The sequence below is a fragment of the Sulfitobacter delicatus genome (assembly GCF_900102535.1).
GTDB lineage: Bacteria > Pseudomonadota > Alphaproteobacteria > Rhodobacterales > Rhodobacteraceae > Sulfitobacter > Sulfitobacter delicatus.
In genome coordinates, this window is record NZ_FNBP01000006.1 from 121,552 (window position 1) to 146,226 (window position 24,675).

23 protein-coding genes are annotated in these 24,675 nt (G+C 61.9%); 10 read left to right on the forward strand and 13 right to left on the reverse strand.

Going from position 1 to position 24,675, the window contains the following annotated elements:
* Positions 1-227: 227 nt before the first annotated feature.
* From BLS57_RS12035 to BLS57_RS12070, 8 genes are all read right to left on the reverse strand, one after another.
* A complete protein-coding gene (locus tag BLS57_RS12035; RefSeq protein ID WP_093742600.1) occupies positions 228-1,619 on the reverse strand; it encodes a TRAP transporter large permease in 1,392 nt (463 codons plus the stop codon).
* Positions 1,619-2,197: a TRAP transporter small permease subunit gene (locus tag BLS57_RS12040; RefSeq protein WP_093742602.1), complete on the reverse strand. Its 579-nt coding sequence runs from the start codon at positions 2,195-2,197 to the stop codon at positions 1,619-1,621. Before BLS57_RS12040 ends, BLS57_RS12035 begins: the two co-directional genes overlap by 1 nt.
* Before the next feature lie 141 nt (positions 2,198-2,338).
* On the reverse strand, positions 2,339-3,259 hold the full coding sequence (locus BLS57_RS12045) for an isoaspartyl peptidase/L-asparaginase family protein (protein ID WP_093742605.1): 921 nt from the start codon (positions 3,257-3,259) through the stop codon (positions 2,339-2,341).
* Entirely contained in the window at positions 3,256-4,155 is a 900-nt protein-coding gene (locus BLS57_RS12050) for a polysaccharide deacetylase family protein (RefSeq protein ID WP_093742607.1), read from the reverse strand. The genes BLS57_RS12045 and BLS57_RS12050 overlap by 4 nt, the downstream gene beginning before the upstream one ends.
* Entirely contained in the window at positions 4,152-4,904 is a 753-nt protein-coding gene (locus BLS57_RS12055; protein WP_093742609.1) for an SDR family NAD(P)-dependent oxidoreductase, read from the reverse strand. Before BLS57_RS12055 ends, BLS57_RS12050 begins: the two co-directional genes overlap by 4 nt.
* Positions 4,901-5,914, reverse strand: coding sequence for a ketopantoate reductase family protein (locus tag BLS57_RS12060; RefSeq protein WP_093742611.1), 1,014 nt, complete (start codon positions 5,912-5,914; stop codon positions 4,901-4,903). Before BLS57_RS12060 ends, BLS57_RS12055 begins: the two co-directional genes overlap by 4 nt.
* A complete protein-coding gene (locus BLS57_RS12065) occupies positions 5,911-6,612 on the reverse strand; it encodes a creatininase family protein (RefSeq protein WP_093742614.1) in 702 nt (233 codons plus the stop codon). The genes BLS57_RS12060 and BLS57_RS12065 overlap by 4 nt, the downstream gene beginning before the upstream one ends.
* Complete coding sequence (locus BLS57_RS12070) at positions 6,609-7,610, reverse strand: GntR family transcriptional regulator (RefSeq protein WP_093742616.1); 1,002 nt, start codon at positions 7,608-7,610, stop codon at positions 6,609-6,611. The genes BLS57_RS12065 and BLS57_RS12070 overlap by 4 nt, the downstream gene beginning before the upstream one ends.
* Positions 7,611-7,764: 154 nt before the next feature.
* Between BLS57_RS12070 and BLS57_RS12075 the strand changes: the two genes are divergently transcribed.
* The 6 genes from BLS57_RS12075 (at position 7,765) to BLS57_RS12100 (ending at position 14,794) form a co-directional block, all read left to right on the forward strand.
* Entirely contained in the window at positions 7,765-9,336 is a 1,572-nt protein-coding gene (locus BLS57_RS12075) for an ABC transporter substrate-binding protein (protein WP_093742619.1), read from the forward strand.
* 74 nt (positions 9,337-9,410) lie between these two features.
* Positions 9,411-10,385, forward strand: coding sequence for an ABC transporter permease (locus BLS57_RS12080; protein WP_093742621.1), 975 nt, complete (start codon positions 9,411-9,413; stop codon positions 10,383-10,385).
* A complete protein-coding gene (locus BLS57_RS12085; protein WP_208597564.1) occupies positions 10,382-11,317 on the forward strand; it encodes an ABC transporter permease in 936 nt (311 codons plus the stop codon). The genes BLS57_RS12080 and BLS57_RS12085 overlap by 4 nt, the downstream gene beginning before the upstream one ends.
* Positions 11,314-12,279 carry an ABC transporter ATP-binding protein gene (locus BLS57_RS12090; protein WP_093742626.1) on the forward strand — a complete coding sequence of 322 codons (966 nt, stop codon included), beginning with the start codon at positions 11,314-11,316 and terminating at the stop codon, positions 12,277-12,279. Before BLS57_RS12085 ends, BLS57_RS12090 begins: the two co-directional genes overlap by 4 nt.
* Positions 12,276-13,301, forward strand: a complete 1,026-nt coding sequence (locus BLS57_RS12095; protein ID WP_093742628.1) for an ABC transporter ATP-binding protein — start codon at positions 12,276-12,278, stop codon at positions 13,299-13,301. Before BLS57_RS12090 ends, BLS57_RS12095 begins: the two co-directional genes overlap by 4 nt.
* Positions 13,298-14,794, forward strand: coding sequence for a carboxypeptidase M32 (locus tag BLS57_RS12100; RefSeq protein ID WP_093742631.1), 1,497 nt, complete (start codon positions 13,298-13,300; stop codon positions 14,792-14,794). The genes BLS57_RS12095 and BLS57_RS12100 overlap by 4 nt, the downstream gene beginning before the upstream one ends.
* Positions 14,795-14,810: 16 nt before the next feature.
* Here BLS57_RS12100 and rraA read toward each other — a convergent pair whose 3' ends face one another.
* The 3 genes from rraA to BLS57_RS12115 form a co-directional block, all read right to left on the reverse strand.
* Positions 14,811-15,320, reverse strand: a complete 510-nt coding sequence (rraA, locus tag BLS57_RS12105) for a ribonuclease E activity regulator RraA (protein ID WP_093742634.1) — start codon at positions 15,318-15,320, stop codon at positions 14,811-14,813.
* Positions 15,320-17,704, reverse strand: a complete 2,385-nt coding sequence (locus BLS57_RS12110) for a transketolase-like TK C-terminal-containing protein (protein WP_093742779.1) — start codon at positions 17,702-17,704, stop codon at positions 15,320-15,322. Before BLS57_RS12110 ends, rraA begins: the two co-directional genes overlap by 1 nt.
* Positions 17,705-17,771: 67 nt before the next feature.
* The gene (locus BLS57_RS12115; RefSeq protein ID WP_093742637.1) at positions 17,772-18,974 is read right to left on the reverse strand and encodes a methionine gamma-lyase; all 1,203 of its coding nucleotides are present in this window, start codon (positions 18,972-18,974) and stop codon (positions 17,772-17,774) included.
* 95 nt (positions 18,975-19,069) lie between these two features.
* Between BLS57_RS12115 and BLS57_RS12120 the strand changes: the two genes are divergently transcribed.
* The 3 genes from BLS57_RS12120 (at position 19,070) to BLS57_RS12130 (ending at position 21,870) form a co-directional block, all read left to right on the forward strand.
* Complete coding sequence (locus BLS57_RS12120) at positions 19,070-19,549, forward strand: Lrp/AsnC family transcriptional regulator (protein ID WP_093742639.1); 480 nt, start codon at positions 19,070-19,072, stop codon at positions 19,547-19,549.
* A 67-nt stretch (positions 19,550-19,616) separates the two neighbouring features.
* Positions 19,617-20,699 carry a serine hydrolase domain-containing protein gene (locus BLS57_RS12125; protein WP_208597565.1) on the forward strand — a complete coding sequence of 361 codons (1,083 nt, stop codon included), beginning with the start codon at positions 19,617-19,619 and terminating at the stop codon, positions 20,697-20,699.
* A 19-nt stretch (positions 20,700-20,718) separates the two neighbouring features.
* Positions 20,719-21,870, forward strand: a complete 1,152-nt coding sequence (locus BLS57_RS12130) for an aminotransferase (protein ID WP_093742642.1) — start codon at positions 20,719-20,721, stop codon at positions 21,868-21,870.
* Here BLS57_RS12130 and argE read toward each other — a convergent pair.
* Together argE and BLS57_RS12140 are read right to left on the reverse strand one after the other, a co-directional pair.
* Complete coding sequence (argE, locus tag BLS57_RS12135) at positions 21,844-22,995, reverse strand: acetylornithine deacetylase (protein WP_093742643.1); 1,152 nt, start codon at positions 22,993-22,995, stop codon at positions 21,844-21,846. The two genes, BLS57_RS12130 and argE, sit on opposite strands and share 27 nt — an antisense overlap.
* Positions 22,992-23,612, reverse strand: coding sequence for a helix-turn-helix transcriptional regulator (locus tag BLS57_RS12140; protein WP_093742645.1), 621 nt, complete (start codon positions 23,610-23,612; stop codon positions 22,992-22,994). Before BLS57_RS12140 ends, argE begins: the two co-directional genes overlap by 4 nt.
* Positions 23,613-23,701: 89 nt before the next feature.
* On the opposite strand from BLS57_RS12140, the gene BLS57_RS12145 reads away from it, so the two are divergent.
* Positions 23,702-24,667, forward strand: coding sequence for a Rossmann-fold NAD(P)-binding domain-containing protein (locus BLS57_RS12145; protein WP_167356422.1), 966 nt, complete (start codon positions 23,702-23,704; stop codon positions 24,665-24,667).
* Positions 24,668-24,675: the final 8 nt, after the last annotated feature.

Below are 24,675 nucleotides of genomic sequence, written 5' to 3' on the forward strand. Positions count from 1 at the left end.
GAAAGGCCCGGTGGAGACACCGGGCCTTATTCTATGAGAGCAGGGGTCTAAATTCTGGTCCCGCCCGTGGGCACCACGGGCATCGCCCTCCCTCCCCCCGGAGGGCGATTTTGCGACGTCGCACCAGCCGTATCGGTCAGCGTTTGATGCACCGGGGCAGCTACTTTCAAACCTGCGGATCGCCCCCCAGGGAGGGCAATACCCTTAGCGCTTCGTCTGAAACGGCCTTAGCCCGAAATCACCTTAGGCAACCAGGTCACGATCTGCGGGAAAGCGAACAAGATCGCAATCGCCACCACCTGCAACAGCACAAACGGCAGGATGCCTTTGTAGATCGCACTCGTCGGCAGGTCCGCTGGTGCCACCCCGCGCAGATAGAAGAGCGCAAAGCCAAAGGGCGGCGTGAGGAACGAGGTCTGCAAGTTCACCCCCACCAGCACCCCGAGCCAGATCGGATCAATGTCCAGCATCAAGAGCACCGGCGCCGTGATCGGGATCACGATGAAGATGATCTCGAATGTGTCGAGGATGAACCCAAGGAAGAACATGATGATCATCACCACCGCCACCGCCGCCAAGGGGCCGCCGGGTAGGTTGCTGAGGAACTCATGCACCAGATTGTCGCCGCCCATCATGCGGAACACGATGGAGAAGACCGAAGCGCCCAGCAGAATGATAAAGACCATGCTGGTGATCGTCGCCGTCGCAATCATCGTCTCGCGCAGAATGCGGAAGGAAAGCCGCCAGCGCAGCGTCGCCAGCACCATCGCGCCCACGGCACCAACCGATGCCGCTTCGGTCGGAGTGGCAATGCCGCCCAGGATCGAGCCCAGCACCGCGAGGATCAGCAAAAGCGGCGGCACCAGCGCGACAAAGAAGTCCCGCAACAGCGCGCCTTTTTCATCCGCAGGCACCGGCGTGGCGGGGCAAGAGGCAGGCGCGGTGGCGGCTTTGAAAAGCACATAGCCCAGATAGAGCGAGACCAGCAGGATGCCCGGCAGCAGCGCCCCGGCAAAGAGGTCCCCAACCGAGACGGGCGAGGGGGCAAAGTTGCCCTTGGCCATCTGCACCTGCGAGTTGATCCCCGCGAGCATGTCGCCCATGAAAATCAAAACGGTGGAAGGCGGAATGATCTGCCCCAATGTGCCGCTCGCACAGATCACACCGGTGGCGAGCTTCGGATCATAGCCCGCCCGCAGCATCGCGGGCAGCGAGATCAAACCCATGGTCACAACCGTCGCGCCCACCACACCCGTTGAGGCCGCCAGCATCGCGCCGACCAGCACCACCGAAATGCCCAAACCGCCGCGCATATTGCCAAAGAGTTTGCCCATGGTCAGCAACAACTGCTCGGCAATCTGGCTGCGTTCCAGCATCACCCCCATGAAAATGAACAGCGGCACGGCGACCAAGACTTCGTTGGTCATAAACCCGATATAGCGGTTGGGCAGAGAGCCAAAGTTCGACGGGTCAAATACCCCGAACCCCCTGCCTACGGCAGCAAACAAGAGCGACACACCAGCCAACGTAAAGGCCACCGGAAAGCCCAGCAGCAAAAAGCCGATCACGCCAAAGAACATGAGCGCGGCGAGCATCTCGCCAATGAAAATCGGGTCCATCAAACGGCTCCCTGCGGATGGTCAGCGGCGATTTGATCCCGGCTGTATTGGATGGATTTGGGCACAAGCTCGGCGTTGCCGCTCAGCACCAGAATGGAGCGGATGATCCAGGCGATCCCCTGAATGGCCAGCAGGAAAGCAAAGCCGATGATGAAAGCCTTGAGGATAAAGAGCCCCGGCATGCCGCCCACGTTGGCCGAGGCTTCGCTATATCCCCAAGCGCGTTGCACGAAGGGCATCGAATAGGCGTAGACGATCCAGCAGAACGGCAGCAAGAAGACCAGAACGCCGATCAAATCCACCAACGCACGGCGGGCCATGGTGGCGGGGCGGTAGAAGATGTCGACCCGTACATGGTCGTCCCGCAACAGTGCGAACCCGGCAACGGCGGTGAACATCGCGCCGTTCAACCAGATATAGAGGTCCTGCATCCAGACGAAGCTAATCGCGAACACATAGCGCTGTACGACGACGGTGAAACAGACGAGGACAATGCCGAGTGACAGCCATGCGAATATGTTGCCGATGACGATATTCACCGCGCAGATCGCTCTGGCAATTGCTGCTAATAAACGCACCTTGTCCCCTCTTCCCGTCAAGCTCGTTTGCACGTCAATCGAAGGGAGGGGCCAGAATGTCAAGATTTAGATGATCTGCGCCGCCGGTGCGCGGCAGCTGTGCCCGCGCGGCGACAGGGTGCCGCCGCGCGAGAGATACGGTTAGTAAATGCTCGTTTCAGGGTCCGAGCCTTCGTGCACCATCCCGCGATACATGCCCTGAGAGTTAAAGGGCATCGCAATATTTCCTGCGGCATCCACCGCAATGATCCCGCCCGAGCCGTCGTTGTTTGCCAAATCTTGCATCACCACATGGTCGGCAGCGGTGCCGAGGTCTTCACCCGCATGGCGCATCCGCGCCGCGATTTCGCCCACCGCATTCCAGCGGATGAAAATCTCGCCATGTCCGGTACCGGAGACAGCGCAGGTTTCATTATCTGCAAAAGTGCCAGCGCCGATCATGGGCGTGTCGCCCACGCGGCCCGGTGCTTTGGCCGTCATTCCGCCGGTCGAGGTCGCAGCGGCGATATTGCCTTCCCTGTCGCGCGCAACTGCGCCCACAGTCCCATGGCGCCGCGCCGGATCGTCCGACACTTCGCCACGCGCGCGCATCTCCAGCGTTTCCTGAAGTGCATCCCAGCGGGATTGGGTGAAGAAGTAATCTTTGTCTCCAAAAGGAAGGTTGGCTTGGCGTGCGATCTCCAGCGCGTTAGGGCCAATGAGCGTCACATGCTCTGTGCGCTCCATCACGGCGCGGGCCAGTTTCACGGGGTTCTTGGGGCCGAAAACACCCGCAACCGATCCTGCGCGCCGGTCTTTGCCGTCCATCACGGCGGCGTCCATTTCTTGTTTGCCCTCAGAGGTATAGACTGCGCCACGCCCCGCGTTAAACAGCGGCTCATCCTCCAAGGCGCAAACCGATGCAGTCACCGCATCCATGGCGCTGCCCCCGTCGCGCAGTACGGCCTCGCCGGCCTCAAGCGCACGGGCGAGGCCCGCGTGATAGGCGGCCTCTTTCTCGGGTGTCATATTCACTTTCAAAATGGTCCCGGCACCGCCGTGGATAGCAAGGGAATAGGTCATTTTGGTCCTTTCAGTCCGGCGTGCTCGGCGCAATAAGCCGCGATTTCGGCATGGGTAGCGATCCAGCAGTCGCCTTTGGATTTGATGTGGTCGATCAACTCATCGAGAATGAAGATGCGCGAGCGGTAGCCGGTGACATGCGGGTGCATGGTTAGCAGAAACAGCCCGCCTTCGTCGTAAGCGCCGTCGAACTCGCGGCGGAAAATGTCGAGCACGTCGGCGGGCGGCGTATAGGGCCGCTGCGCGCCAAAACGGTTCATCATGAAATAGACCGCGTCGTCGCGGATCCATTCCACTGGCAGTTCGACGATCCCGGTCGGCTCGCCCTTCTCGACAATCTCGTAAGGGTCGTCGTCCGAGAAGAGCGAACTGTCGTATAAAAGGCCCATCTCGCGTGCGATCGACAGGGTGCTGGGGCTGTAGTCCCAAGATGGGGTACGCATGCCAACGGGGCGGGTGCCGGTGATCTTTTCCAGCGTATCAGAGGCGCGCAGCATCAACTCGCGCTCGGTTGCGCCATCGACTTGGGTGTTGCGCTCGTGAATCCAGCCGTGCAACCCGATCTCATGGCCTTCTTCGGCCAGACTGCGCTGTTCTTCGGGGTGCAGCAGGGCCGAGACGGCGGGCACGAAGAAGCTGGCCTTTACTCCATGTCGGTCAAGCACCTTGCGGATGCGCGGATTGCCCCGGCGCGCGCCATATTCACCCCAGCCGAGGCGAGCGATGCTCTCGCCGCCGTCGCGCAACTCATTGGTTTCATGGTCACTGTCGAAGCTCAGCGCCACCGCGCAGCGCGCGCCGCCGGGCCATGTTTTGGGCAGCAGGTTCTGCCCTGCGCGCACCTGTTCGACCAACCCGCGCCAATGCTCTTCGTCCCATTCATGCGGCTCGCTCATGCGTGTCCTCCATCGACGGATAGAATTTGCCCCGTGATCCAGCCCGCGCGGTCGGAACAGAGGAAGGTGACAGCGTCCGCAAGGTCCTGTGCGCGGCCAAGGCGGCGCATGTGGATGCCGCCGATGATCTGTTTCTGTCGCTCGCGGCCAAAGGCGTCCCATTGCTTTTCGGTCGAAGGGTTCGACAGAACGAACCCGGGGGCCACGGAATTGACGGTAATCCCCTGCGGCCCAAGTTCCAGCGCCAGCTGTTTGGTGAGACCGACGAGCGCGTGTTTCGCGGCTGCATAGGCTTGGATGCCCGTAAGGCTGGGCCGCAGTCCTGCGCCGGAGGAGATCGTCACGATCCGCCCGCCGCCCGCTTGTTTCATCGCCGGAGCGAAACCTTGGGCGCACCACATGGCAGCATCGACGTTGGCCTGAAAGATCGCATGCCAGTCGGCTTCACTAACCTCTTCCAGCCTGTGGCCCACCTGGCCACGAACGCCACCTGCCGAAGTCACCAACCCATCAATACGGCCATGATGTTCAGTGATCTCGCGACAAAGGGCCAAAGTTTGCGCCCGGTCGCCCAAATCGCCCTGATGTAGCGTGATGCCTTCTGCCTCGAGCGGGGCGAGCCCGGCAGCGTCGATGTCCATCGCCGCCACGGTAGCACCTGCGCCGCGCAGTTCAGCTAGGATCGCTGCACCAATGCCTTGAGCGGCACCGGTGACGGCAAAGACTTTACCTGTCAGATCAATCTTCATGCGGGTAACAACAGGTTGACGAGGTCGGCAGATTGTTCGCGCTTGCCGTCTTCGATGTCATGAATAAGGTCGACCATCCGGGCCAAGGTCGGCACGGGTATACCCGCCGCGCGGCCCAAATCAACCATGACCCCGATCTGCGCATCGACCTCGGTTTTGCGTTTGCGCACTGCAAGATCGCGCCAGATGCCGGAGTGGGTTTTGGCCGTTTCGCGGTTATGCGCGACCATTTTGTCCATCGCCACATCAATCGCGGCGGTGTCATTCGCGAGGAAGGCTGCGGGATCGAAGCCGTTGAACCCCAGCGGTGTGACACCTTCATGCGCTGCGAGGGTCATCACCTCATGCCCAAGTGCCCTATAAGCGGCGCGGTGTTCAGGGCGGGCCATGGCGTCGGACATGCTGTCGGGCGTGAGAGCGGTGCAGAAGAGCAGGGAGCCATAGCCCATTTTGCCCCAGAGATAGCCCCAGATATTATCGGTTGCTACAGCATCCGGCTCGACCAGCTTTAGCAGTGCGTGAACTTCGGCGACGCGGTCGCTCATGCTGCCGTCCAACTCGCCCACGGCCACGGCCGCGCGATTGCCGAAGAGGATGCGCCCCGCCTCAAGCCAATCCGCCCCATAGTTGACGAAACAGCCCACCGTGTTTTCCGCGCCGATCCGTGCAGCTATGACTTTTTCATTCAGCCCATTCTGGGCCGAGACAACGTAACCCCCGGGGGCCAGATGCGGGACGAGCATTTCCAACGCAGCAGCGGTGTGATGCGCTTTCACGCAGAGATAGATTCGCTCGTATTGTCCGGTCAGTTCGCCCGGTGTGCTGGCTGGCAAGACCTGAGTGAACTCCTCCACCGGGCCTTCGATACGCAAACCGGTGGTGCGCATGGCCTCAACGTGCTCCTCGACAACATCGACCATATGAACGGCATGGCCGGCGCGTGCGAAGTAGGCGCCGAGAATGCCGCCGATGGCCCCGGCGCCCCAGATCAGAATGGGTGTGTCGCTCATGCCCAGTCACCCTCCAACTGTCCGCGGGTCTCGCGCACGGCGATCTCCCAAAGGCGGTCCGTATCGGCGTCTAGCTTTTGATAGACCCCGCCATAGTTGCCATCACCAATCAGTTCGCGCACACCTGCGGCATTCCGATCGCGGAGTTTGTCGAAGGGCACAAAGGGCTTTTGCTCATCCGGCAGTTCACGGCCGGGCAGGCGGGTCCAGGGAAAGTTCTCCATCCAGGAAGCATGGCTCGCAACAGGATCGATCTCCTGCACACAGTTCCACGTCTCGGGCGCGCGCCACCAGTCGTGGAAGCGGCAGCGGGCACCTTCGTTGGCTTCCATCCACTCCATGGTCACCGGCTGAACCGGGCTGTTACCGCCATGGCCGTTGACGATCAGCACGCGGCGGAAGCCGGTGGCATAGAGACTGTCGAGGATGTCGCGCAGGAGCGCCGCATAGGTGCTGAGTTTCAGCGACACCGAGCCGGGGAACCCCATGAAATAGGGTGTGAGGCCGTAAGCAACCGCTGGAAATACAGGCACGCCGAGCGGGGCAGCGGCATCGGCGGCGACTTTCTCGGACAGAATGGAATCGACCGAAAGGCTTAGATAAGCATGCTGTTCGGTGCTGCCGAGCGGTAGCACGCAGCGGTCATCGGTTTTGAGGTACTCTTCGATCTCGAACCAGTTGCTTTCAGATATCTTCATTCTGCGGTGGCCTTTGTAGATTTGGTGGTGGCCCGGCATCGTTCGATGGCAGGCAGGATTTCGGTGCGAATGGCGTGAATGTCGGGGGTGTGGCGGTATTCGAATGCGGTTTGCTCTGCACGCAGCGCGCGGCGCAGATAGTCCGCCCCAGTTGCGTAGATAACGACATCTGCGTCGCGCATGGCCGCGGAAAGGCCGTCTTCGTCGCGTACCTTCATTGTCAGCTGCGTCACATGCGGTGCGAACCGCAGGATGCCTGCTTTCATAATGGTGACGAAACCGGGGAAGTAGGAGTAAGCCAAAGTTTTGGCGTCAGGCGGGATCGACGCCAGCGCCACGCGGGTGGCTTCATTTGGGATCAGTGTGAGGCCGATGACTTCCACGCCGGGGAGGATCTCCCGGGCTTTGGCGAGGAGCGTTTTGGGCGCAATGACCAAATCGATATTCTTGGGTGGGTTGTCGGCGATTTCTTCGAGGACGGCTGCGTCGATCTCGTCCCCTTCCGGCAGATGCTCGCGCAGTTCATCCGCGTAGGCGTGGGTGGCGTCGGTGAAGTTGCCCACCATAAGGATCCGGACGGGGCGAGGCGGAGCCGTGCTGGCCATCGAGATGCGCACCGCGAGTTCCGATGCGCTGACCCCGCAGGATTTCGCAAGACAGAGCAGTTCAGAGATTTGCTGGTCCAACTGACGGAAACGTCCGTCGTTCGTGCGGTCGCCGTTGCCGCTTACAAATGTGCCCGAGCCCACGCGTCCGTCGACCAGCCCTGAGGTCTGCAAAGCGGCATAGACATTGCTGACCGTCACGGGCGAGATCTTCAGCCGCGCGGCGAGCGCGCGCACCGAAGGCAGGCGGGCGTCAGAAGGCAATTCGCCCGAGGCGATCCCGAACTCTAGAGCACCCCTCAATTGCACCGAAAGCGAGACGGAGGACTTGCGGTCCATCGCCTGTACGATTCGAGCCATGGCCCGTTCGAATATTTCTTGTTTGTCACTCATAACTATAACACTGCCCGAATTTCCAGCACGCGACAAGGTTATATCGCTGCTATAAGCGCGTATTGCGCGCATTATTGTTACATTTCTGTATTGACCGTCATAATAAACGCTGTCTAGTGTAACTGTAAGATATAACACATGGAGGTTTTGACCAATGACTAAACTTACCCTGAAATCAGCCGTAGCGGCGCTGGCGCTGATGGCTGCCGCTCCGGCGGTTATGGCGGCCGATCTGGTCGTCGGCCTGCGCGCCGGTCCGGATTCGATTGACCCGCATTGGTCAACTCTAGGCTCTCAGGCCGAAGCACTGCGTCACGTTTTTGATACGCTCGTGGATGTCGATGAAAAGCTGCAGTTGAAGCCCGGCCTTGCGACAAGCTGGGAGGCGATCGACGACACCACTTGGGAATTCAAGATGCGCGAAGGCGTGACCTTCCACGATGGCACGCCCTTCACCGCCGAAGATGCGAAGTTCTCGATTGACCGCATCCCGGAAGTGACCGGTCCGATGCCGATGACACTTTATACTAAGTACGTCGACAGCGTCGAAGTGGTGGATGACTACACCCTGCGCGTGAAGACCAAGGGCATGGCGCCCTCGCTGCCCAATGACTTTACCCGTCTGTTCGTCGTTCCCTCCGAAACCGGCATGGAAGCGGGCAACGAAGAGTTCAACTCCGGCGAAAAAGCCATCGGCACCGGGCCTTACACTTTCGTGTCTTGGCAGCCCAAAGGCGATTTGGTCCTGAAGCGCAATGACGATTACTGGGGCGGTGAGACCGCTTGGGAAAACGTCACGCGCCGCGAGATCCCCGAAGACACCTCGCGCGTCGCGGCTCTGCGCTCGGGCGAAGTTGACCTGATCAACTATGTGCCTGCCTCGGACTATCTGGCGATGAAGAACGACGGCGAGATCGACACCTTTGTGTCCGACTCGGTCTATATCCTGAACATCGCACCCTCGGTGAAGGACGAAGAACCGCAGCCGATTAAGGTCAACGGCGAAGAGGTCGACGGCAACCCGCTGCAAGACCTGCGCGTACGCAAGGCGCTGGATCTGGCGATCAACCGCGACGTGCTGGTCAATGTGGTGCTCGAAGGTCTCGGCACGCCCGCCAACCAGCTGATGCCCGAAGGTTTCTTTGGCTACAGCCCGGAACTTGGCAAGCGCGAATATGACATCGAGCAGGCCAAGGAATTGCTGGCCGAAGCGGGCTACCCGGACGGTTTCGAGATTGATTTCACCTGCACCAACAACCGCGTGCCCGGCGATGCCGTGGTCTGCGAGGCACTGGCGCAAATGTGGTCGCGTCTGGGGCTGAAAGTGAATGCCCAAGCGCTCAACGGCACCGTCTTCTTCCCCGCCGCGGCGCGCGAAGAATACACCATGACCATGTCCGCATGGGGCACCCTGACGGGTGAGGCGGCCTATACCTATGGCGCGCTGACCCATACCAAGGACGCCGAGAAGGGCTTTGGCAACTTCAACCGCTCGGGCTATTCCAACCCCGAGTTCGACAAAGTCTTCGGCGAAGGTTCACAGACCCTTGAGCCCGAAGCGCGCAAGAAGCTTTATGAGCAGGCCTCCTTCATCGCGATGGAAGACCGCGCTTTGATCCCCACGGTGATCTTGCAGACCGTTTGGGCCGCGAATGCGGACAAGATCGACATGACACCGCGTGTTGATCAGGAAACCCGTACCTACGCGATCACGCCGGTCGAATAAGACCTGATACCAACCCGGGCGCCCGCTGCTTTGCTGGCGGGCGCCTTCCTTTTTGCTCCCATGGGCGAGGTCGAATGCTCAGCTACTTTATCACCCGAATTGCACAGGCCATCGTCGTGGTTTTTGCCATGTCGGTCATTGTCTTTGTCGGGGTCTTTGCCATCGGCAATCCGATCGATGTGATGATCGACCCCGGTGCCACGCAGGCGATCCGCGAAAAGCTGATCGCGCAATATGGCCTCGATCAGCCCTTGGTCGTGCAATATTGGACGTTCCTGCGCAATGTCTTTGCGGGCGATCTGGGCACCTCGATGGTCTATAACATCCCGGTTGTCGATCTGGTCTTCTCGCGCTTTCCTGCGACGCTTGAGCTTGTCGCCGTCTCGGTGCTGATCGCCGTGGGCGTGGGCATTCCTGCCGGTCTCTGGGCCGGCTACCGCCCCGACAGCATTGGCGCGAAGCTGGTCATGGCGCTCTCGGTGCTGGGCTTTTCGGTCCCGACCTTCTGGATCGGCATGTTGCTGATCATGGGCTTTGCGGTAGAACTCGGCTGGCTGCCCTCGGGCGGGCGCGGCGATGAGGCGACTTTCCTTGGCGTGTCCTCCTCACTCTTTACCCCCGATGGATGGAGCCATGTCATCATGCCCGCGATTAACCTGTCGCTCTTTAAAATGGGTCTGATGATCCGCCTGACCCGCGCGGGCATGGTTGAGGCCATGGGCACCGATTACGTCAAATTCGCCCGTGCCCAGGGGCTGCCGGACCGGCAGATCGTTTTCAGCCACATCCTGCGAAATATCTCGATCCCGATCGTGACGGTGCTGGGGCTTGAGCTTGGCTCGACGCTGGCCTTTGCGGTGGTGACCGAAAGCGTGTTCAACTGGCCCGGCGTCGGCAAGCTGATCATCGACTCGATCCTGCAACTCGACCGCCCGGTGATGGTATCCTACCTCATCATGGTCGTGATCCTCTTTGTCCTCATCAACCTCGTGGTTGATCTGGTCTATGCCCGTCTGGACCCGCGCGTCCGTTTGAAAGGAGGCGCATGATGCCCGAGATCATCGCTGAAAACATCGCCGCCGTGCCCTCGGCCCCGCCGGTCGAGACGCGCGCCGAGCGGCTGCGCAACTTCTGGTCCGACTTTCGCGAGTCTTGGGTGGCCGTGGGCGCGCTTATCGTCATCGGCGTCCTGCTGTTTCTGTCCTTCGGCGCGCCGCTGGTCTCGCCGCAAGACCCCTACGACATGGCGATGCTCGACTGGCTCGACGCCTTTCTGCGCCCCGGCACCGAAGGCTCAGGCGGCTATGTCCATCTGCTGGGCACTGACAACGCGGGCCGCGACATGCTCTCGGCCATCTTTTATGGGCTGCGCACCAGCTTTGTGATCGGCCTCTCCGCCGGGGCGCTGGCGCTTTTGGTCGGCATCGCGGTGGGCCTGACGGCGGCTTACTTCGGCGGCCGGATCGAAGCGCTTTTGATGCGGATCGTTGATCTGCAACTCTCGATGCCCGCGATCCTGCTGGCGCTGGTGCTGGTGGCGATGCTGGGCCAGGGGATCGTGCAGATCATCCTCGCGCTGGTGGTTGCGCAATACGCCTATTTCGCCCGCACCACCCATGGCGCGGCCAAGGTCGAGCGCGGCAAGGACTATATCGAGGCCGCGCGCTCCACCCCGCTACCGACGCATCGCGTCTTGTTCAAACACTTGCTGCCCAATGTGCTGCCGCCGCTGATCGTTGTGGCCACCGTGCAGGTCGCCAGCGCCATCGCGCTGGAGGCGACGCTGTCCTTCCTCGGTGTCGGCCTGCCACTGACCGAGCCGTCGCTGGGGTCGCTGATCTCCAACGGTTTCAAATACATCCATTCGGACCGCTACTGGCTGTCGATCTATCCCGGATTGGCGCTGATGTTGACCGTAGTTGCAATCAACCTCGTGGGCGATCAGGTCCGCAAGGTGCTCGACCCGAGGAACAGCCGATGAGCGCCGCACTGGAGGTCAGGGGCCTGACCACGCAATTCAGCACCCGCAAGGGCGCGGTGACCGCCGTGAACGACGTAAGCTTTTTGGTCCAGCCGGGGCGGATCCTCGGGCTGGTCGGCGAAAGCGGCTCGGGCAAAAGCGTCACAGGCTTTTCGATCATGGGGCTGATTGACGAACCCGGCAAGATCACCGCCGGGCAGGTCATGGTGCAGGGCACCGACATGCGCGGGATGAGCCTCGAGGAGCAGCGCAAGATGCGCGGCCGCGCCGTCTCGATGGTGTTTCAGGACCCGATGATGACCCTGAACCCGGTGCTGCGCGTCGGCGATCAGATGGCCATGGCGGTGCGCGTGCATGACAAGGTCAGCAAAGCCGCCGCTTGGGACCGCGCCCGCGAAGCGCTTGAGATCGTTGGTATTCCGGCGGCGGTTGAACGGCTGCAGGCCTATCCGCACCAACTCTCGGGCGGTATGCGCCAGCGGGTGGCGATTGCCACGGCGCTGCTGCATCGGCCTGCGGTGATCATCGCCGATGAGCCGACCACCGCGCTTGATGTCTCGATCCAAGGTCAAATCCTTGCTGAGGTCCGGCGTCTGGCCGATGAGACCGGCACCGCGATTGTCTGGGTGACCCATGATCTCGCCGTGGTCTCCTCGCTCGCCGATGACATCGCGGTGATGTACGCGGGCCGGATCGTCGAAAGCGGCACGGCGGCGGAGGTCATCGCCAACCCCCGCCATCCCTATACGCGCGGGTTGATCGACTCGGTGCCCGGCCTGCATGAACCGGGCCAAGACCTGCCGCAGATCCCCGGCTCGACCCCACAGCTCGCGAACCTGCCCTCGGGCTGCCCGTTCCGCCCGCGCTGTCCGCGGGCGACTGACATCTGCGCCACGATCCCACCTAACACTGGAACCGAGGCACATGCTGTTCTGTGCCACCATCCGCTTGAGGCCACATGACCGATCCCATTTTGAAAATCGACGGCGTATCCAAGCGGTTCACCCGCAAGCCGGGGCTGATCGTCAGCGGGCTGGACAAGCTCACGGGCCGCAATTCCACCCAGACCGTGCATGCGGTCAATGATGTGACCTTGAGCGTGCCGCGTGGCGAAGTGCTGGGCATCGTTGGGGAATCCGGCTGCGGCAAGTCCACCTTGGGCCGCGTCGTGTCGGGCATTTATGCGCCGAGCGAGGGCACGGTAACGCTCGAAGGCAAGCCGGTGGCGCGCGACCATCGCGGCAATGTCGACAAGCTCACGACCCGCGTGCAGATGATCCACCAAGACCCCTTTGCCAGCCTCAACCCGCGCATGAAGGTGGGCGAGATCATCGCCGAAGGCCCGCGCGTGCATGGGCTGATCCCGGCGCGCGAGGTCCAAGAACGGGTGCGTAGCTTGTTGGAGCAAGTGGGGCTGGAAGGCGCCTATGCCAACCGTCTGCCGCATCAGTTCTCGGGCGGGCAGCGCCAGCGGGTCGCCATTGCGCGGGCCTTGGCGATGCAGCCGGAACTGCTGGTCTTGGACGAGGCGGTGGCTTCGCTCGACGTCTCGATCCAAGCACAGGTGCTGAACCTCTTTATGAAGCTGCGGCGCGAGTTGAACCTCACGGCGCTTTTCATCAGCCATGACCTCTCGGTCGTGCGCCATGTCTGTGACCGGGTGGCGATCATGTATCTGGGCCGGGTGGTGGAAACCGCCCCGGCGGATGAACTCTACGCCAAACCGCTGCACCCCTATACCGAGGCGCTGTTTGGCTCGGTCCCGACGCTGGGCACCGGGCGCGCGCGCTTTCATCCGATCAAGGGCGAGATCCCTTCGCCGATCAACCCGCCCAAGGGCTGTGCCTTTCACCCGCGCTGTCCGCTGGCCGGACCGCGCTGCAAGGTCGAAGTGCCGCGCCTTGTGACCCCATCCGACAACCGCAGCGTCGCCTGCCACCTGCAAGACGGTGGCACCGGCGCCCAGACTGGAGCCGCCGCATGAGCCTTTCCCTAAACGACCGCGTGGCCCGTCTGAACGATGTGCTGGTCTCGGTGAACCTGCTCAACTGGGACGCGCGGGTGATGATGCCCGCAGGCGGCGCCGAGACCCGCGGCCATCAGATCGCCACGCTCATGGGCATCGCCCGCGAGATGATCTTGGACCCCGCGATGGGGGAGGCCGCCGAGGCTGTGCTGGCGAGCGATGCGCCCGACCTCGACCGCCGCGCAGCACTGGCGGTGCAAGAGGCCCGGACCCACCACGCCCGCATCCCCGCCGCGCTGCTGCGCCGACAGGCCGAACAGTCGATCACCGCGGGTGCCGCTTGGACCGAAGCGCGCCGGACAGGTGACTTCACCCTGTTCCAGTCGCATCTGCAAAGCATCGTCGATCTGGCCCGCGAAAAGGCGCAGGCGCTTGGCTATGACGGGCATCCCTATGACCCGATGGCCGATGTATTTGAACCGGGTGCGACGGCGGCGAAACTCACCAGTTTCTTCGATCAGTTGCGCGACGGTATTCGCCCCATTCTGGATGCCGCCCTCGCGCGCCCTGCGCCGCGCAGCGATTTCCTGTTCCGCGATTATCCGATCGAGGGCCAGCAAGCCTTCTGCGCCTATATTGCCGAGGCGCTTGGCTATGACATGACCCGCGGGCGGCTCGACACCGCGGTGCATCCTTTTGAGATTTCCATGACCCGCTATGACGTGCGGATCACCTCGCGCTGGAACCCGAATTACCTGCCCATGTCGATCTTTGGCACGATCCACGAGGCGGGCCATGCGCTTTACGAGATGGGGGCTGACCCCTCACTGACGCGCGGCGCGCATGCGACGGATATGATCGGGCTTTATGCCGTGGCGGGCACCAGTTTCGGCATGCACGAAAGCCAGTCGCGGTTGCTGGAAAACCACATCGGCCGCTCGCCCGCTTTCTGGGCGGTGCATTACGGCAAGCTGCGTGACACGTTCCCCGAGCAGTTGGGCGACGTCAGCGAAGCGGAATTCGTGGCCGCCATCAACCGCGTCTCGCCGGGCCTGACCCGCGTCGAGGCGGATGAGCTCACTTATGATCTGCATGTCATGCTGCGGGTTAAGATTGAGATGGCACTGATGGATGGCTCGCTGAAAGCGGCGGATGTGCCCGAGGCTTGGAACGCCGCGATGCGCGACGATCTGGGGTTGGAGGTGCCGGACAATGGCGCCGGTTGCTTGCAGGACGTGCATTGGTCGCATGGCTATATCGGCTCGTTTCCGACCTATACGGTGGGCAATTCCACCGCCGCGCAGATCATGGCGCATCTGGATACCACCCAGCCTGCGGTACGCGCAGGTGTGGCGGCGGGCGATTACAGCGCGCTACACGGTGCGCTTGGGGACCTGGTCTGGCAGCACGGGCGCTCGCGCAGCCGGGCCGAGACCTCGGCGAGCATCGGCGCCGAAGCCTATGACCCGACGGCTTATCTGGCCTATCTTCAGGGCAAATTCGCGGGCTAAATCTGCGCCCTGCCGGTCAGTCCGGCAGGGCCAATTCCCGCGGCGCGGTGATCACGCAATCGGCGTCGGCATAGACCCAGTCGCCGGGGGTGAAGGTGACCCCGCCAAAGCGCAGCGGAAGGCCCGCGCGCCCCTCGGTCTCGCGATTGCCCCGCCGCGCCGTGGTGCCAAGCGCATGTACCCCGATTTCCAACGCATCAATACCGCGGCTGTCGCGGATCGCGCCAATGATCACCACGCCGCGCCAGCCGTTCTTCAGCGCAATCGCCGCCAGCCGATCGCCCAGAACACCCACGCGCAGCGCGCCACCACCGTCAACCACCAACAGCCGACCTGCGCCGGGCTGTTGCAACACGCGCAGCACCGGGCGGTGATCTTCAAAGACAGAGAGGGTCTCGCAGGGGCCGAAACAACTCAGCGGCTTTCCAAATTGGTGCAGCGGCAAATCGCAGACCTGCACTACATCGGGGTGCAGGTTAAACAGATCGGCGGTGACGATGGCGGGCTGCGGAGCCGCCGCCGCCATCAACTGGCCACCCGGTGCAACATCCGCCGTCCCGGCGTCAGCGCCTGCACTTTTTCCACAATCGACCGCGCGTCGATGCCGTAGTGTTTGTACAGGTCCGCGATGGTCCCGGTCTGGCCAAAATGCTCGACCCCCAGAGGCACCGTCTGATGCCCCACAACCGACCCGAGCCACGACAGCGTCGCCGGATGGCCGTCAATCACCGTGACCAGTTTGCAGTCGCGCGGCAGCTCCGAGAGCAGCGCCTCGATATGGCTTTCCGCCGCCGCATTGCCCCGGGCGCGGGCGCGTTGCGCGGCGGTCCAGCCCGCGTTCAGCCGGTCGGCAGAGGTCACCGCCAGCACGCCCACGTCGCGGCGGCCCTCGGCGATTCTGCCCGCCGCCTTGATCGCCTCGGGCGCCACGGCGCCTTGATAGGCGATCACCACATCGCAGTTCGGCCCCGGCTTGCGCAGCCAATAGGCCCCGTCGATGGCGCCTTGGCGGAAGTCCTCGTCGACGCGTTTGCCGGGCTGTTCGATGGGGTTGGTGGTGAGCCGCAGATAGACCGAACCGCCGGTCTCATCGCGCAGCCATGTGCGCTCGTCCGGATCGCCTTCGCCGTCGCGTTGCAGATAGTCAAAGGCCCACTGCATGATCACCGCAAGCTCATCGGCAAAGGCGGGCTCGAAACTCGCCAGCCCGTCCTGGCTCATCCCGATAAGCGGCGTGCCGATGGACTGATGCGCGCCGCCTTCGGGGGCCAGCGTCACACCCGAGGGGGTGCCGACGATCATAAACCGCGCGTCTTGATAACAAGCGTAGTTCAGTGCGTCCAAGCCCCGCGCGACGAAGGGATCGTAAACCGTGCCGATGGGAATGACCCGTTTGCCAAAGAGCGAATGCGACAGGCCCGCCGCGCCCAAGAGCAGGAAGAGGTTCATCTCGGCGATGCCCAGCTCGATATGCTGGCCTTTGGGCGTGAACTCCCATTTCGCGGTCGAGGGGATTTTTTCGTTGATGAAAGTATCGGCCTGTTCCTTGCGCGCGAACAGCTTGCGGCGGTTCACCCAAGGGCCAAGGTTGGTGGTGCCAGTCACATCCGGGGACATGGTCACGATGCGCGCGGCCAGATCGCTGTCGCCTTTTGACAGGTCGTCGAGGATTTTGCCAAAGGCCATCTGCGTGGAAATCTCGCGGTCGCTGGAGAGATCAATCTGCGGCACCGGCAAGGCTGCGTCACCATAGCGACGGCGGCCTTTGGCGAAGAAGGGCACGCGGTCGAGCGCGGCTTGCAGCGTGTCGGGGTCTTCAACGGTGGCGAATTTTTCCCATTCTTCGCCCTCGGCCACGCCCATGTGCTTTTGCCACTCGGCCATCTGGCTTTTGTTCATCAGCCCGCCGTGGTTGTCCTTGTGGCCCGCAATCGGCGTGCCCCAGCCTTTGATCGTATAGGCGAGGAAGCAAACCGGGCGGTCATGGTCGATCGCGTCGAAGGTTTCGGCCATGGTCTGCACGCAGTTGCCGCCGAGGTTTTCCATCAGTTCGGCCAACTCTTCATCGCTGCGCGCGTCGATCAGGGCCGTGATATCGCCCTGATCGCCAAGCGCCTCCATCAGACGCTCGCGCCAGACCGCGCCGCCCATAAAGGTCAGCGCCGAGTAAAGCTGGTTCGGGCAGTTGTCGATCCAGTCGCGCAGCTTGTCACCACCCGGCTCGTCAAAGGCGGCGCGTTGCAGGGCGCCGTATTTCACCTTGACCACATCCCAGCCGAAGGCGTCGAAAATCTGCTCGATGCGTTTGAACAGGCCCTCGCGCACCACGCCATCGAGCGACTGGCGGTTGTAATCGATGATCCACCATGTGTTGCGCAGATCGTTCTTCCAGCCTTCTTGCAGGGCTTCGTAGATGTTGCCCTCGTCCAGTTCCGCATCGCCCACCAGCGCAACCATGCGGCCCAGATCGACCTCCGCGCCCCATGATTTCGCGGTGATGTAGTCCTGCACCAGCGACGCAAAGGAAGTGACCGCCACGCCAAGGCCCACGGACCCGGTGGAGAAATCGACATCGTCGATGTCCTTCGTGCGGCTCGGGTAGCTTTGCACGCCGTGAAAACCGCGGAAGTTCTCCATCTTCTCCCGGGTCTGATGGCCCATGAGGTATTGCATCGCGTGGAAGATCGGCGAGGCATGGGGTTTGACCGCCACCCGGTCCTCGGGCCGCAGGGCGCTGAAATAGAGCGCCGTCATGATCGAGACCATGGAGGCCGAGGAGGCCTGATGCCCGCCCACTTTGATGCCGTCTACCTTGGGCCGGATGTGGTTGGCGTTGTGGATCATCCAATGCGACAGCCAAAGTAACCGCTGTTCGATGGTCTTAAGCTGGGCGGGTGCGAGAGCGGTCATGGCAGGTCTTTCAAAATTAAAGGCATCGCGGGCGCGCGACAGGGCGCGCCCGGTAAAGCGGCCCGGATCAGGCCGCCTGCATGTTATGCGCCCCAAGCGCGGCGTAAAGGTCATCAATGATGTCTTCTGCAGATTCGAGGCCCACCGAGAGCCGCACCAGCCCCTCGGCGATGCCGTGCTCGGCGCGTTCCTCGGGCGAATAGGTCGAATGGGTCATGCTGGCGGGGTGCTGGATCAGGCTTTCCGCGTCGCCAAGGCTCACCGCGCGCTGGATCAGGTTCAGCCGGTTCATAAAGGCGATGCCGCCCGCCTTACCACCCTTGACCTCAAAGGGGATCATGCCGCCGAAGTCGCCCATTTGTCGCCGCGCGAGGTCGGCCTGCGGGAAGCTTTCGAGACCGGGATAGGCGACATGCAGCACCGCCGGATGCTGCTCCAACGCCTCGGCCACTTTGCGCGCGGTGGCGCAGTGGCGCTCCATCCGCAGTTCCAGCGTCTTGATGCCGCGCAAGAGCAGCATGGCGGTCAGGGGCGACATCACGGCGCCGGTCATGTCCTTCAGACCCACGAGGCGCACCTGCATCATGTCCTCGGCGCTGCCGACGATCAGGCCCGCCACCACGTCACCGTGACCGGAGAGGAACTTGGTCGCCGAATGCAGCACGATGTCGGCGCCATGCTCGATGGGCCGCGTCAGCACCGGCGTGGCATAGGTGTTGTCGACAACCACCTTGGCGCCCGCGCCATGGGCGATCTTCGAGATCGCGGCGATGTCGACAAGACGGTTGTTGGGGTTCGCGGGGCTCTCGAAATAGACCACTTTGGTCTGATCGCTAATCGCCTCGGCAAGGTTTTCAGGCTCGGTCATGTCGACCAGCGTCACCTTGACGCCAAAGCGCGGCAACCCGTGGGTCATAAAGGCGAAGGTGCAGCCATAAAGCGTCTTGTCGATGATGATCTCGTCGCCCGCCTCCAAGAAGGTCCAGAGCGTCGAGGTGATCGCCCCCATGCCCGAAGCCGTCGCAAGGCCCGCTTCGGCGCCCTCAAGATTGGCGATGCGCTTTTCCAGATGGTCGAGCGTCGGGTTGCTGATCCGGGTGTAGAAATGCCCCTCGCGCTCGCCCGCGAACATGTCACCCCCGGCCTCGGCGGTCTCGAAGGTGAAAGTCGAGCTCATGTAGATCGGCGGGTTCAGCGCGCCCTGTTCGTCTTGGGCGTTATAGCCGTGGTGGATCGCACGTGTGGCAAAGGATTTCTGGTTCTCGGTCATGGCATGCCCCTATCTGATTTTATGGGCATGATCGGATGGTCTTGGGGGCATTTGGTTGCTAATATATGCGCTAGCTAACGAGGATTTGGCATATCATGCCCCAAACACCCCAATTAGACGCAACGGATCGCAAGATCATTCGCGCTCTGCAACGCAATGGTCGGATGACCAACCTCGACTTGGCGCAAGAGGTAAACCTCTCGCCGTCACCCTGTCTGCGACGCCTGCGCGCTTTAGAAAAGAACGGCGCTATCAAGGGCTATAGCGTAGAGGTGGACGCCAAGGCTTACGGCCTGCCGGTCACGGTGATGGTGCGGGTCTCGCTTGATGGCCACGATGAGGCGACGGTGCAACGGTTTGAAAGCCAGATCAAAGCGATCCCCGAGGTTCTGGAGTGCTTTGTGATGTCGGGATTGTCGGACTATCTGCTGCGTGTCGTTGTGGGTGATCTGGAAGATTACGAACGCTTTGTGCGGGCGCGGTTGCATCCCATTGGCGGTATCGGCTCAATCGACACGAGCTTTGTCTACGGCGTGGTCAAACGCAGTCAGGTCTATCCCGACATTAGCGGCTAAACCACCTTTTGCGGTTTACAACCGGGGTAGCCTGTGGAGAGTTCGCCTTGAAATTCAGGAGATGCCCATGAGCTTTGCCGCCACGCCCGCGCTGCAATCCGTTGTCGACCACGCGCTTGCCCATGAGACCGAATGGCCCCGGTCCATGTACCACCCCGACGGCAGCTATGTCGGCAACCGCGAGTGGAACGAGAGCGGGCCTTGGACCGAGATCGTGGGGCCCGTCAAACCGCGCGGCGGACCGGCGGGGGTGATCTTGCAGCGCGGCGAGCGCGTGGCCAGTTGGGGCGATACGACGCGGCCCGACATGACATTCTCCATCGCCAAGAGCTATCTGTCGGTGCTGGCGGGGCTGGCGGTGAAAGACGGGCTGATCGCGGACCTCGACGCGCAGGTGGGCGACAGCGTGCCGGGGCAGCATTTTTCAGGCGATCACAACGGGCGCATCACCTGGCGGCATATGCTGCAGATGAACAGCGAATGGCGGGGCGAGATCTTTGGCAAGGACGATCAGGTCGACCACTACCGCCAGATCGGCGTAGGCGCGGACAACAGCCGCAAGGGCCAGTTGCGCGAAGTCGGCGCACCGGGCAGCTATTACGAATACAACGACGTGCGGGTGAATGCGCTGGCCTATGCGCTGCTGTGCCGTTTTGGTCGTCCTTTGCCAGAGGTGCTGCGGGAGCGGATCATGGACCCGATTGGCGCGTCCGGCGACTGGCGATGGGAGGGCTACTCGACCTCTTGGGTTGAACTGGGCGGCAAGCCTATGCAGTCGGTCACAGGCGGCGGACACTGGGGCGGCGGGCTGTTTATTGGAGCGGATGACCATGCCAAGTTTGGTCAGTTCATCTTGCAGAATGGCCAGTGGAACGGGGAGCAAATCCTTCCCGAAGATTGGATGCAGCAGTCGCGCACCCCAACCCCTACCCTTGATAAATACGGTTTTCTTTGGTGGCTGAACCGGGGGCAGGACGCGAACCCAAATCTGCCCGCTACCGCCTTTAGCGCGCAGGGTGCGGGCGGGCATTCGATCTGGATTGCGCCGGATCAGGAGATTGTCGCGGTGATGCGCTGGCTCGCGCCGCCGCATACGCCGAAGTTTTTGGAATTGCTCGTGGCGGCCTTGAACAGTCCCACCCGCAACTGACCATCAAGGGGATCACAGAATGGATATTAAAACCTTCGGCGTCGAAATGTGGATGAACGAGTTCGAGAACCACTGCCGCTACAATCTTGCCGAGACCTGCGTGGATTCGATCACTTTGGGTGAGTTGATCGACATGGCTGGCGTCGACAACAGCGTGCTGGGCGAACTGCGCGAAATGCGGATGGGCTATGGTGCGATTGAAGGCTCGGACCGGCTGCGCGACGCGGTGGCCGGGCTTTACGAAGCGCAGACGCGCGAGAACGTGTTGACGACACATGGCACCATCGGGGCCAACGCGCTGGTCCATCAAACGCTTATCAGCCGCGGTGACCATGTTATCGCAATCGTGCCAACCTATCAGCAGCACTACTCCATCCCCGAGAGCATTGGAGCAGAGGTAGAGCTGCTGCACCTGCGGGCGGAGAACGGTTTTCTACCCGACCTGGACGAGTTGCGCGCCATGATGCGCCCCGACACGCGGATGATCGCGACCAACAACCCCAACAACCCCACCGGCGCACTGATGGGCCGCGACATGCTGGCTGAAATCGCCGAGATCGCGAAGGGCAGCGATGCCTGGGTGCTTTGCGACGAGGTTTACCGCGGGACGGATCAGGCGGGGGACGGCTATACAGTTTCGATCTGCGATCTTTACGACAAGGGCATCAGCACCGCGGGGATGTCAAAAGCCTATTCGCTCGCGGGTTTGCGGGTCGGTTGGGTCGTCGGGCCGCGCGACTTGCTGGAGCGGATCATGGTCCATCGCGACTACAACACGATTTCGGTGGGCCGGATCGACGAATATTTCTCTGCCATAGCGCTCGAAAACCGTGACAAGATCCTCGCCCGCGCACATGCCATCACGCGAGAGAACCTTGCCATTCTGGCGGAGTGGGTCGAGGGCGAGTCACTGATCTCTTGGGTGAAACCGAAGGCGGGGACCACCGCGTTGGTGAAATACGACCTGCCGTTGCCATCGCGGGATTTTTGTACGCAGTTGCTTGAGGAAGAGGGCGTGCTCTTCACCCCCGGCAGTGCGATGGACATGGAGGGCTGGCTGCGGATCGGATATGCTAATCCGACCGAAGATTTACGCGCCGGGCTGAAGCGCGTCTCGGCCTTCCTCGCCCGCCAGAATGCGAAGTCAGTGGAGACTGTCGATCAGCTTTGATAGAAATGCGGCGCCACGGTGCAGCTCATCAGCGGTGATATATTCATCCGCCTGATGGGCCTGCGCGATGTTGCCGGGGCCACAGACCACCGTGGCATAGCCGGCAGTTTGGAAATGTCCGGCCTCTGTTTGATAGGCCACGAGATTGTCGGAGTTATCGCCCGTCAGCCGACGCGCCAATTCCTCAGCAGCGTTGCCGGGTTCGGGTGCGAGTGCCGGGGCAATGTCGATATCGCTAAGCGTTACACTGGCCTCGGGGTGACTCTCCCGCATTGCGGCTTCAACTTTAGCAGCCTCGGCGCGGTAGGCGGCAACCCAGTCTTCGGCGGTCTGGGGCGGGACATACCGGATGTCGCTTTCAAAGATGCATTCGTCCGGCACGGTATTGAGCGCCGTGCCTCCGGTAATGGTTCCAACCTGAAGCGTCGTAAAGGCGGGGTCGAAACCACTGTGTGATGCCGTGGCTTTCTGCAGCGCCATCTGCTGTTCATGCCATTCGATCAGCGGCAAAGCGTAAGCGATCGCCGAAACCCCGCGCCCGGGGTTCGAGCTATGCGCCGCCAAGCCTCGTAGGGTGGTCTTGATGCCGATCCCGCCCTTATGGCCGGTCACCACTTTCATCTGCGTGGGCTCCCCCACGATCACGCTTTCTGCGCGGGGGTAATGCTGCGCAAGTACGTCGATAAGGGGCAGGGTGCCGAGGCAGCCGGGCTCCTCATCATAGGAAAACGCCAGTTGTATCGGGCGCGCCAGAGGTTGCGCCAACATCTGCGGGACTGCTGCCAATACAAGCGCCACAAACCCCTTCATGTCGCAGGTGCCGCGCCCGTAGTAGCGCCCGTCTTCCAGCGTCAGTGCCCAAGGATTATGCCGCCAAGATTGCCCCTCGGTCGGCACCACATCGGTATGGCCCGAGAGGATCACGCCGCCTTCGGTTTTCGGCCCGATATGGGCAATCAGCCCTTCCTTTGCTCCGCTTTCATCCGGAAAGATGTGATGCTCTACCCCAAGCTCGCTCAGGTAGTCCGACACGAAGGCGACCAGCACGCGGTTCGACTGGTGCGATACGGTGGGGAAGGCGACTAACGTTTCAAGCAGTCTTGCCGCGTTACTGATATCGCTCATTCGGCCTCTCCCTCACTGCGCGCCTTTAGATCGTTGTAGATCGTCGCCCTGCTGACCCCGACCATTCGCGCCACATAGGCAGCGGCGTGTCGTTCGGCCAAAGCGCCGGATGCTGAAAGGTCACCCACCAGCGCGCGCCTATCGTCGCGGCCGAGCGCGTCGATCCTGAGCCCCCGGTCACGGCACCAAGCGCTGGCATAGCTGTTCAGACGGTCATGCCAGTCATTGCGCAAAAGCTCCTGCGGCTTTTCCGTCTCCAGTGGGGCCGGACCAAGCGCTTGTGCCACGCGGCGCAGGGCCAACAGATCGGCCTGATCGTGGTTAATGCAGATGACATAGGCCGCTGTCCCGTCCGCGCGGCGCTGCTGGATGCTGATCGAGCGCAGGGTGGCGCCGTCCCAATTCACCTTCTCATAGGGGCCAATCACCGGGGCATCGCCGAGCTCGATCTCGTGCATATTGGACGCATCGCCGACGCTACGCTGTGACATCGGGTTGGCAATATGGGCGATGCGCTCGGCGGCGAGGTCATGGACGACGACCTCCACCCGCGAACCAAAGAGGCAAGCGATGGCATCCGCCGTGGCACAGGCATTGTCGAAGAGGAGATCAGACATTCAAAGGCCAGCCTGTCGATTGACACAAAATTTTAAATTAGATAATTCAATCCAGAAATCGGGTCAACCGACCGGATAGGGGGCGCCAAGTGATTGATCTGAACAAAAGTCAAATTCAGGACTGTTTTGACCTACAAACAGCAGCGCGGGCAATCGAAAACGCCTACATCGCCTCTGCCGAAGGCCGCGTGCAGGCGCCGCCAGTGACCTATCTGGGTTTTGAAGACGCCAATGGTGATTGCCATGTGAAGACCGGCCATGTGCAGGGCACGGAAGGTTTTGTCATCAAAGTTGCCACGGGCTTTTACGACAATCCGGCCAAAGGGCTTCCCAGTTCGAACGGCCTAAACCTGATGTTCTCGGCCACTACCGGCGCGCCGCTGGCGATCCTGCGGGATGAAGGCTGGCTCACCGATATGCGCACCGGATTGGGCGGCGCGATTGCGAGCCGCGCGCTTGGGGTCGACGGGTTTAAGGGGGTGCTGATTGTTGGCACCGGGCTGCAATGCCGTTTTCAAGCGCGCTGTTTGCAGGCGCTGATCCCGGAGCGAAAGCTATCCTTTACCATATGCGGCCGGGATGCGGCTAAGGCGGAAACGGCCTGCGCGGAACTGCAAGGTGACGGACTCTCCGCCAACACGGCGACTGACCTTGAGGCCGCCACCCGCGCGGCGCAGGTTGTCATCACCACAACGCCCGCAAAAATGCCCCTGATCCAGCGCGAATGGGTTACACCGGGGACGCATATCACCGCGGTTGGTGCCGATAGCCCCGGCAAGCAGGAACTGGCGACCGATCTTGTCGCCGCCGCCGATCTGTTGGTCTGCGATTTGGCCGCACAGTCGCTGCACCACGGTGAATTTGCACGTGCCGAGGCCGAGGGGCGCCGTGCCGACGAGGTGATTGCCTTGGGTCACATCCTTTCGGGCGCCCATCCGGGCCGCGCTGATAACAAGCAGATCACCATTGCCGACCTTACCGGGCTTGCGGTTCAAGATGCTGCGATTTCTCTCGCGGTGCTCGAGGCCAGAAATACCGAACACTCATCCAACTGATGGAAAAC

Excerpts from the sequence above, each read along its gene's own strand:
- BLS57_RS12035 (WP_093742600.1), bottom strand. The coding sequence starts at position 1,619 with ATGGACCCGATTTTCATTGGCGAGATGCTCGCCGCGCTCATGTTCTTT.
- BLS57_RS12045 (WP_093742605.1), bottom strand. The coding sequence starts at position 3,259 with ATGACCTATTCCCTTGCTATCCACGGCGGTGCCGGGACCATTTTGAAA.
- BLS57_RS12050 (WP_093742607.1), bottom strand. The coding sequence starts at position 4,155 with ATGAGCGAGCCGCATGAATGGGACGAAGAGCATTGGCGCGGGTTGGTC.
- BLS57_RS12055 (WP_093742609.1), bottom strand. The coding sequence starts at position 4,904 with ATGAAGATTGATCTGACAGGTAAAGTCTTTGCCGTCACCGGTGCCGCT.
- BLS57_RS12060 (WP_093742611.1), bottom strand. The coding sequence starts at position 5,914 with ATGAGCGACACACCCATTCTGATCTGGGGCGCCGGGGCCATCGGCGGC.
- BLS57_RS12065 (WP_093742614.1), bottom strand. The coding sequence starts at position 6,612 with ATGAAGATATCTGAAAGCAACTGGTTCGAGATCGAAGAGTACCTCAAA.
- BLS57_RS12070 (WP_093742616.1), bottom strand. The coding sequence starts at position 7,610 with ATGAGTGACAAACAAGAAATATTCGAACGGGCCATGGCTCGAATCGTA.
- BLS57_RS12075 (WP_093742619.1), top strand. The coding sequence starts at position 7,765 with ATGACTAAACTTACCCTGAAATCAGCCGTAGCGGCGCTGGCGCTGATG.
- BLS57_RS12080 (WP_093742621.1), top strand. The coding sequence starts at position 9,411 with ATGCTCAGCTACTTTATCACCCGAATTGCACAGGCCATCGTCGTGGTT.
- BLS57_RS12085 (WP_208597564.1), top strand. The coding sequence starts at position 10,382 with ATGATGCCCGAGATCATCGCTGAAAACATCGCCGCCGTGCCCTCGGCC.
- BLS57_RS12090 (WP_093742626.1), top strand. The coding sequence starts at position 11,314 with ATGAGCGCCGCACTGGAGGTCAGGGGCCTGACCACGCAATTCAGCACC.
- BLS57_RS12095 (WP_093742628.1), top strand. The coding sequence starts at position 12,276 with ATGACCGATCCCATTTTGAAAATCGACGGCGTATCCAAGCGGTTCACC.
- BLS57_RS12100 (WP_093742631.1), top strand. The coding sequence starts at position 13,298 with ATGAGCCTTTCCCTAAACGACCGCGTGGCCCGTCTGAACGATGTGCTG.
- rraA (WP_093742634.1), bottom strand. The coding sequence starts at position 15,320 with ATGGCGGCGGCGGCTCCGCAGCCCGCCATCGTCACCGCCGATCTGTTT.
- BLS57_RS12110 (WP_093742779.1), bottom strand. The coding sequence starts at position 17,704 with ATGACCGCTCTCGCACCCGCCCAGCTTAAGACCATCGAACAGCGGTTA.
- BLS57_RS12115 (WP_093742637.1), bottom strand. The coding sequence starts at position 18,974 with ATGACCGAGAACCAGAAATCCTTTGCCACACGTGCGATCCACCACGGC.
- BLS57_RS12120 (WP_093742639.1), top strand. The coding sequence starts at position 19,070 with ATGCCCCAAACACCCCAATTAGACGCAACGGATCGCAAGATCATTCGC.
- BLS57_RS12125 (WP_208597565.1), top strand. The coding sequence starts at position 19,617 with ATGAGCTTTGCCGCCACGCCCGCGCTGCAATCCGTTGTCGACCACGCG.
- BLS57_RS12130 (WP_093742642.1), top strand. The coding sequence starts at position 20,719 with ATGGATATTAAAACCTTCGGCGTCGAAATGTGGATGAACGAGTTCGAG.
- argE (WP_093742643.1), bottom strand. The coding sequence starts at position 22,995 with ATGAGCGATATCAGTAACGCGGCAAGACTGCTTGAAACGTTAGTCGCC.
- BLS57_RS12140 (WP_093742645.1), bottom strand. The coding sequence starts at position 23,612 with ATGTCTGATCTCCTCTTCGACAATGCCTGTGCCACGGCGGATGCCATC.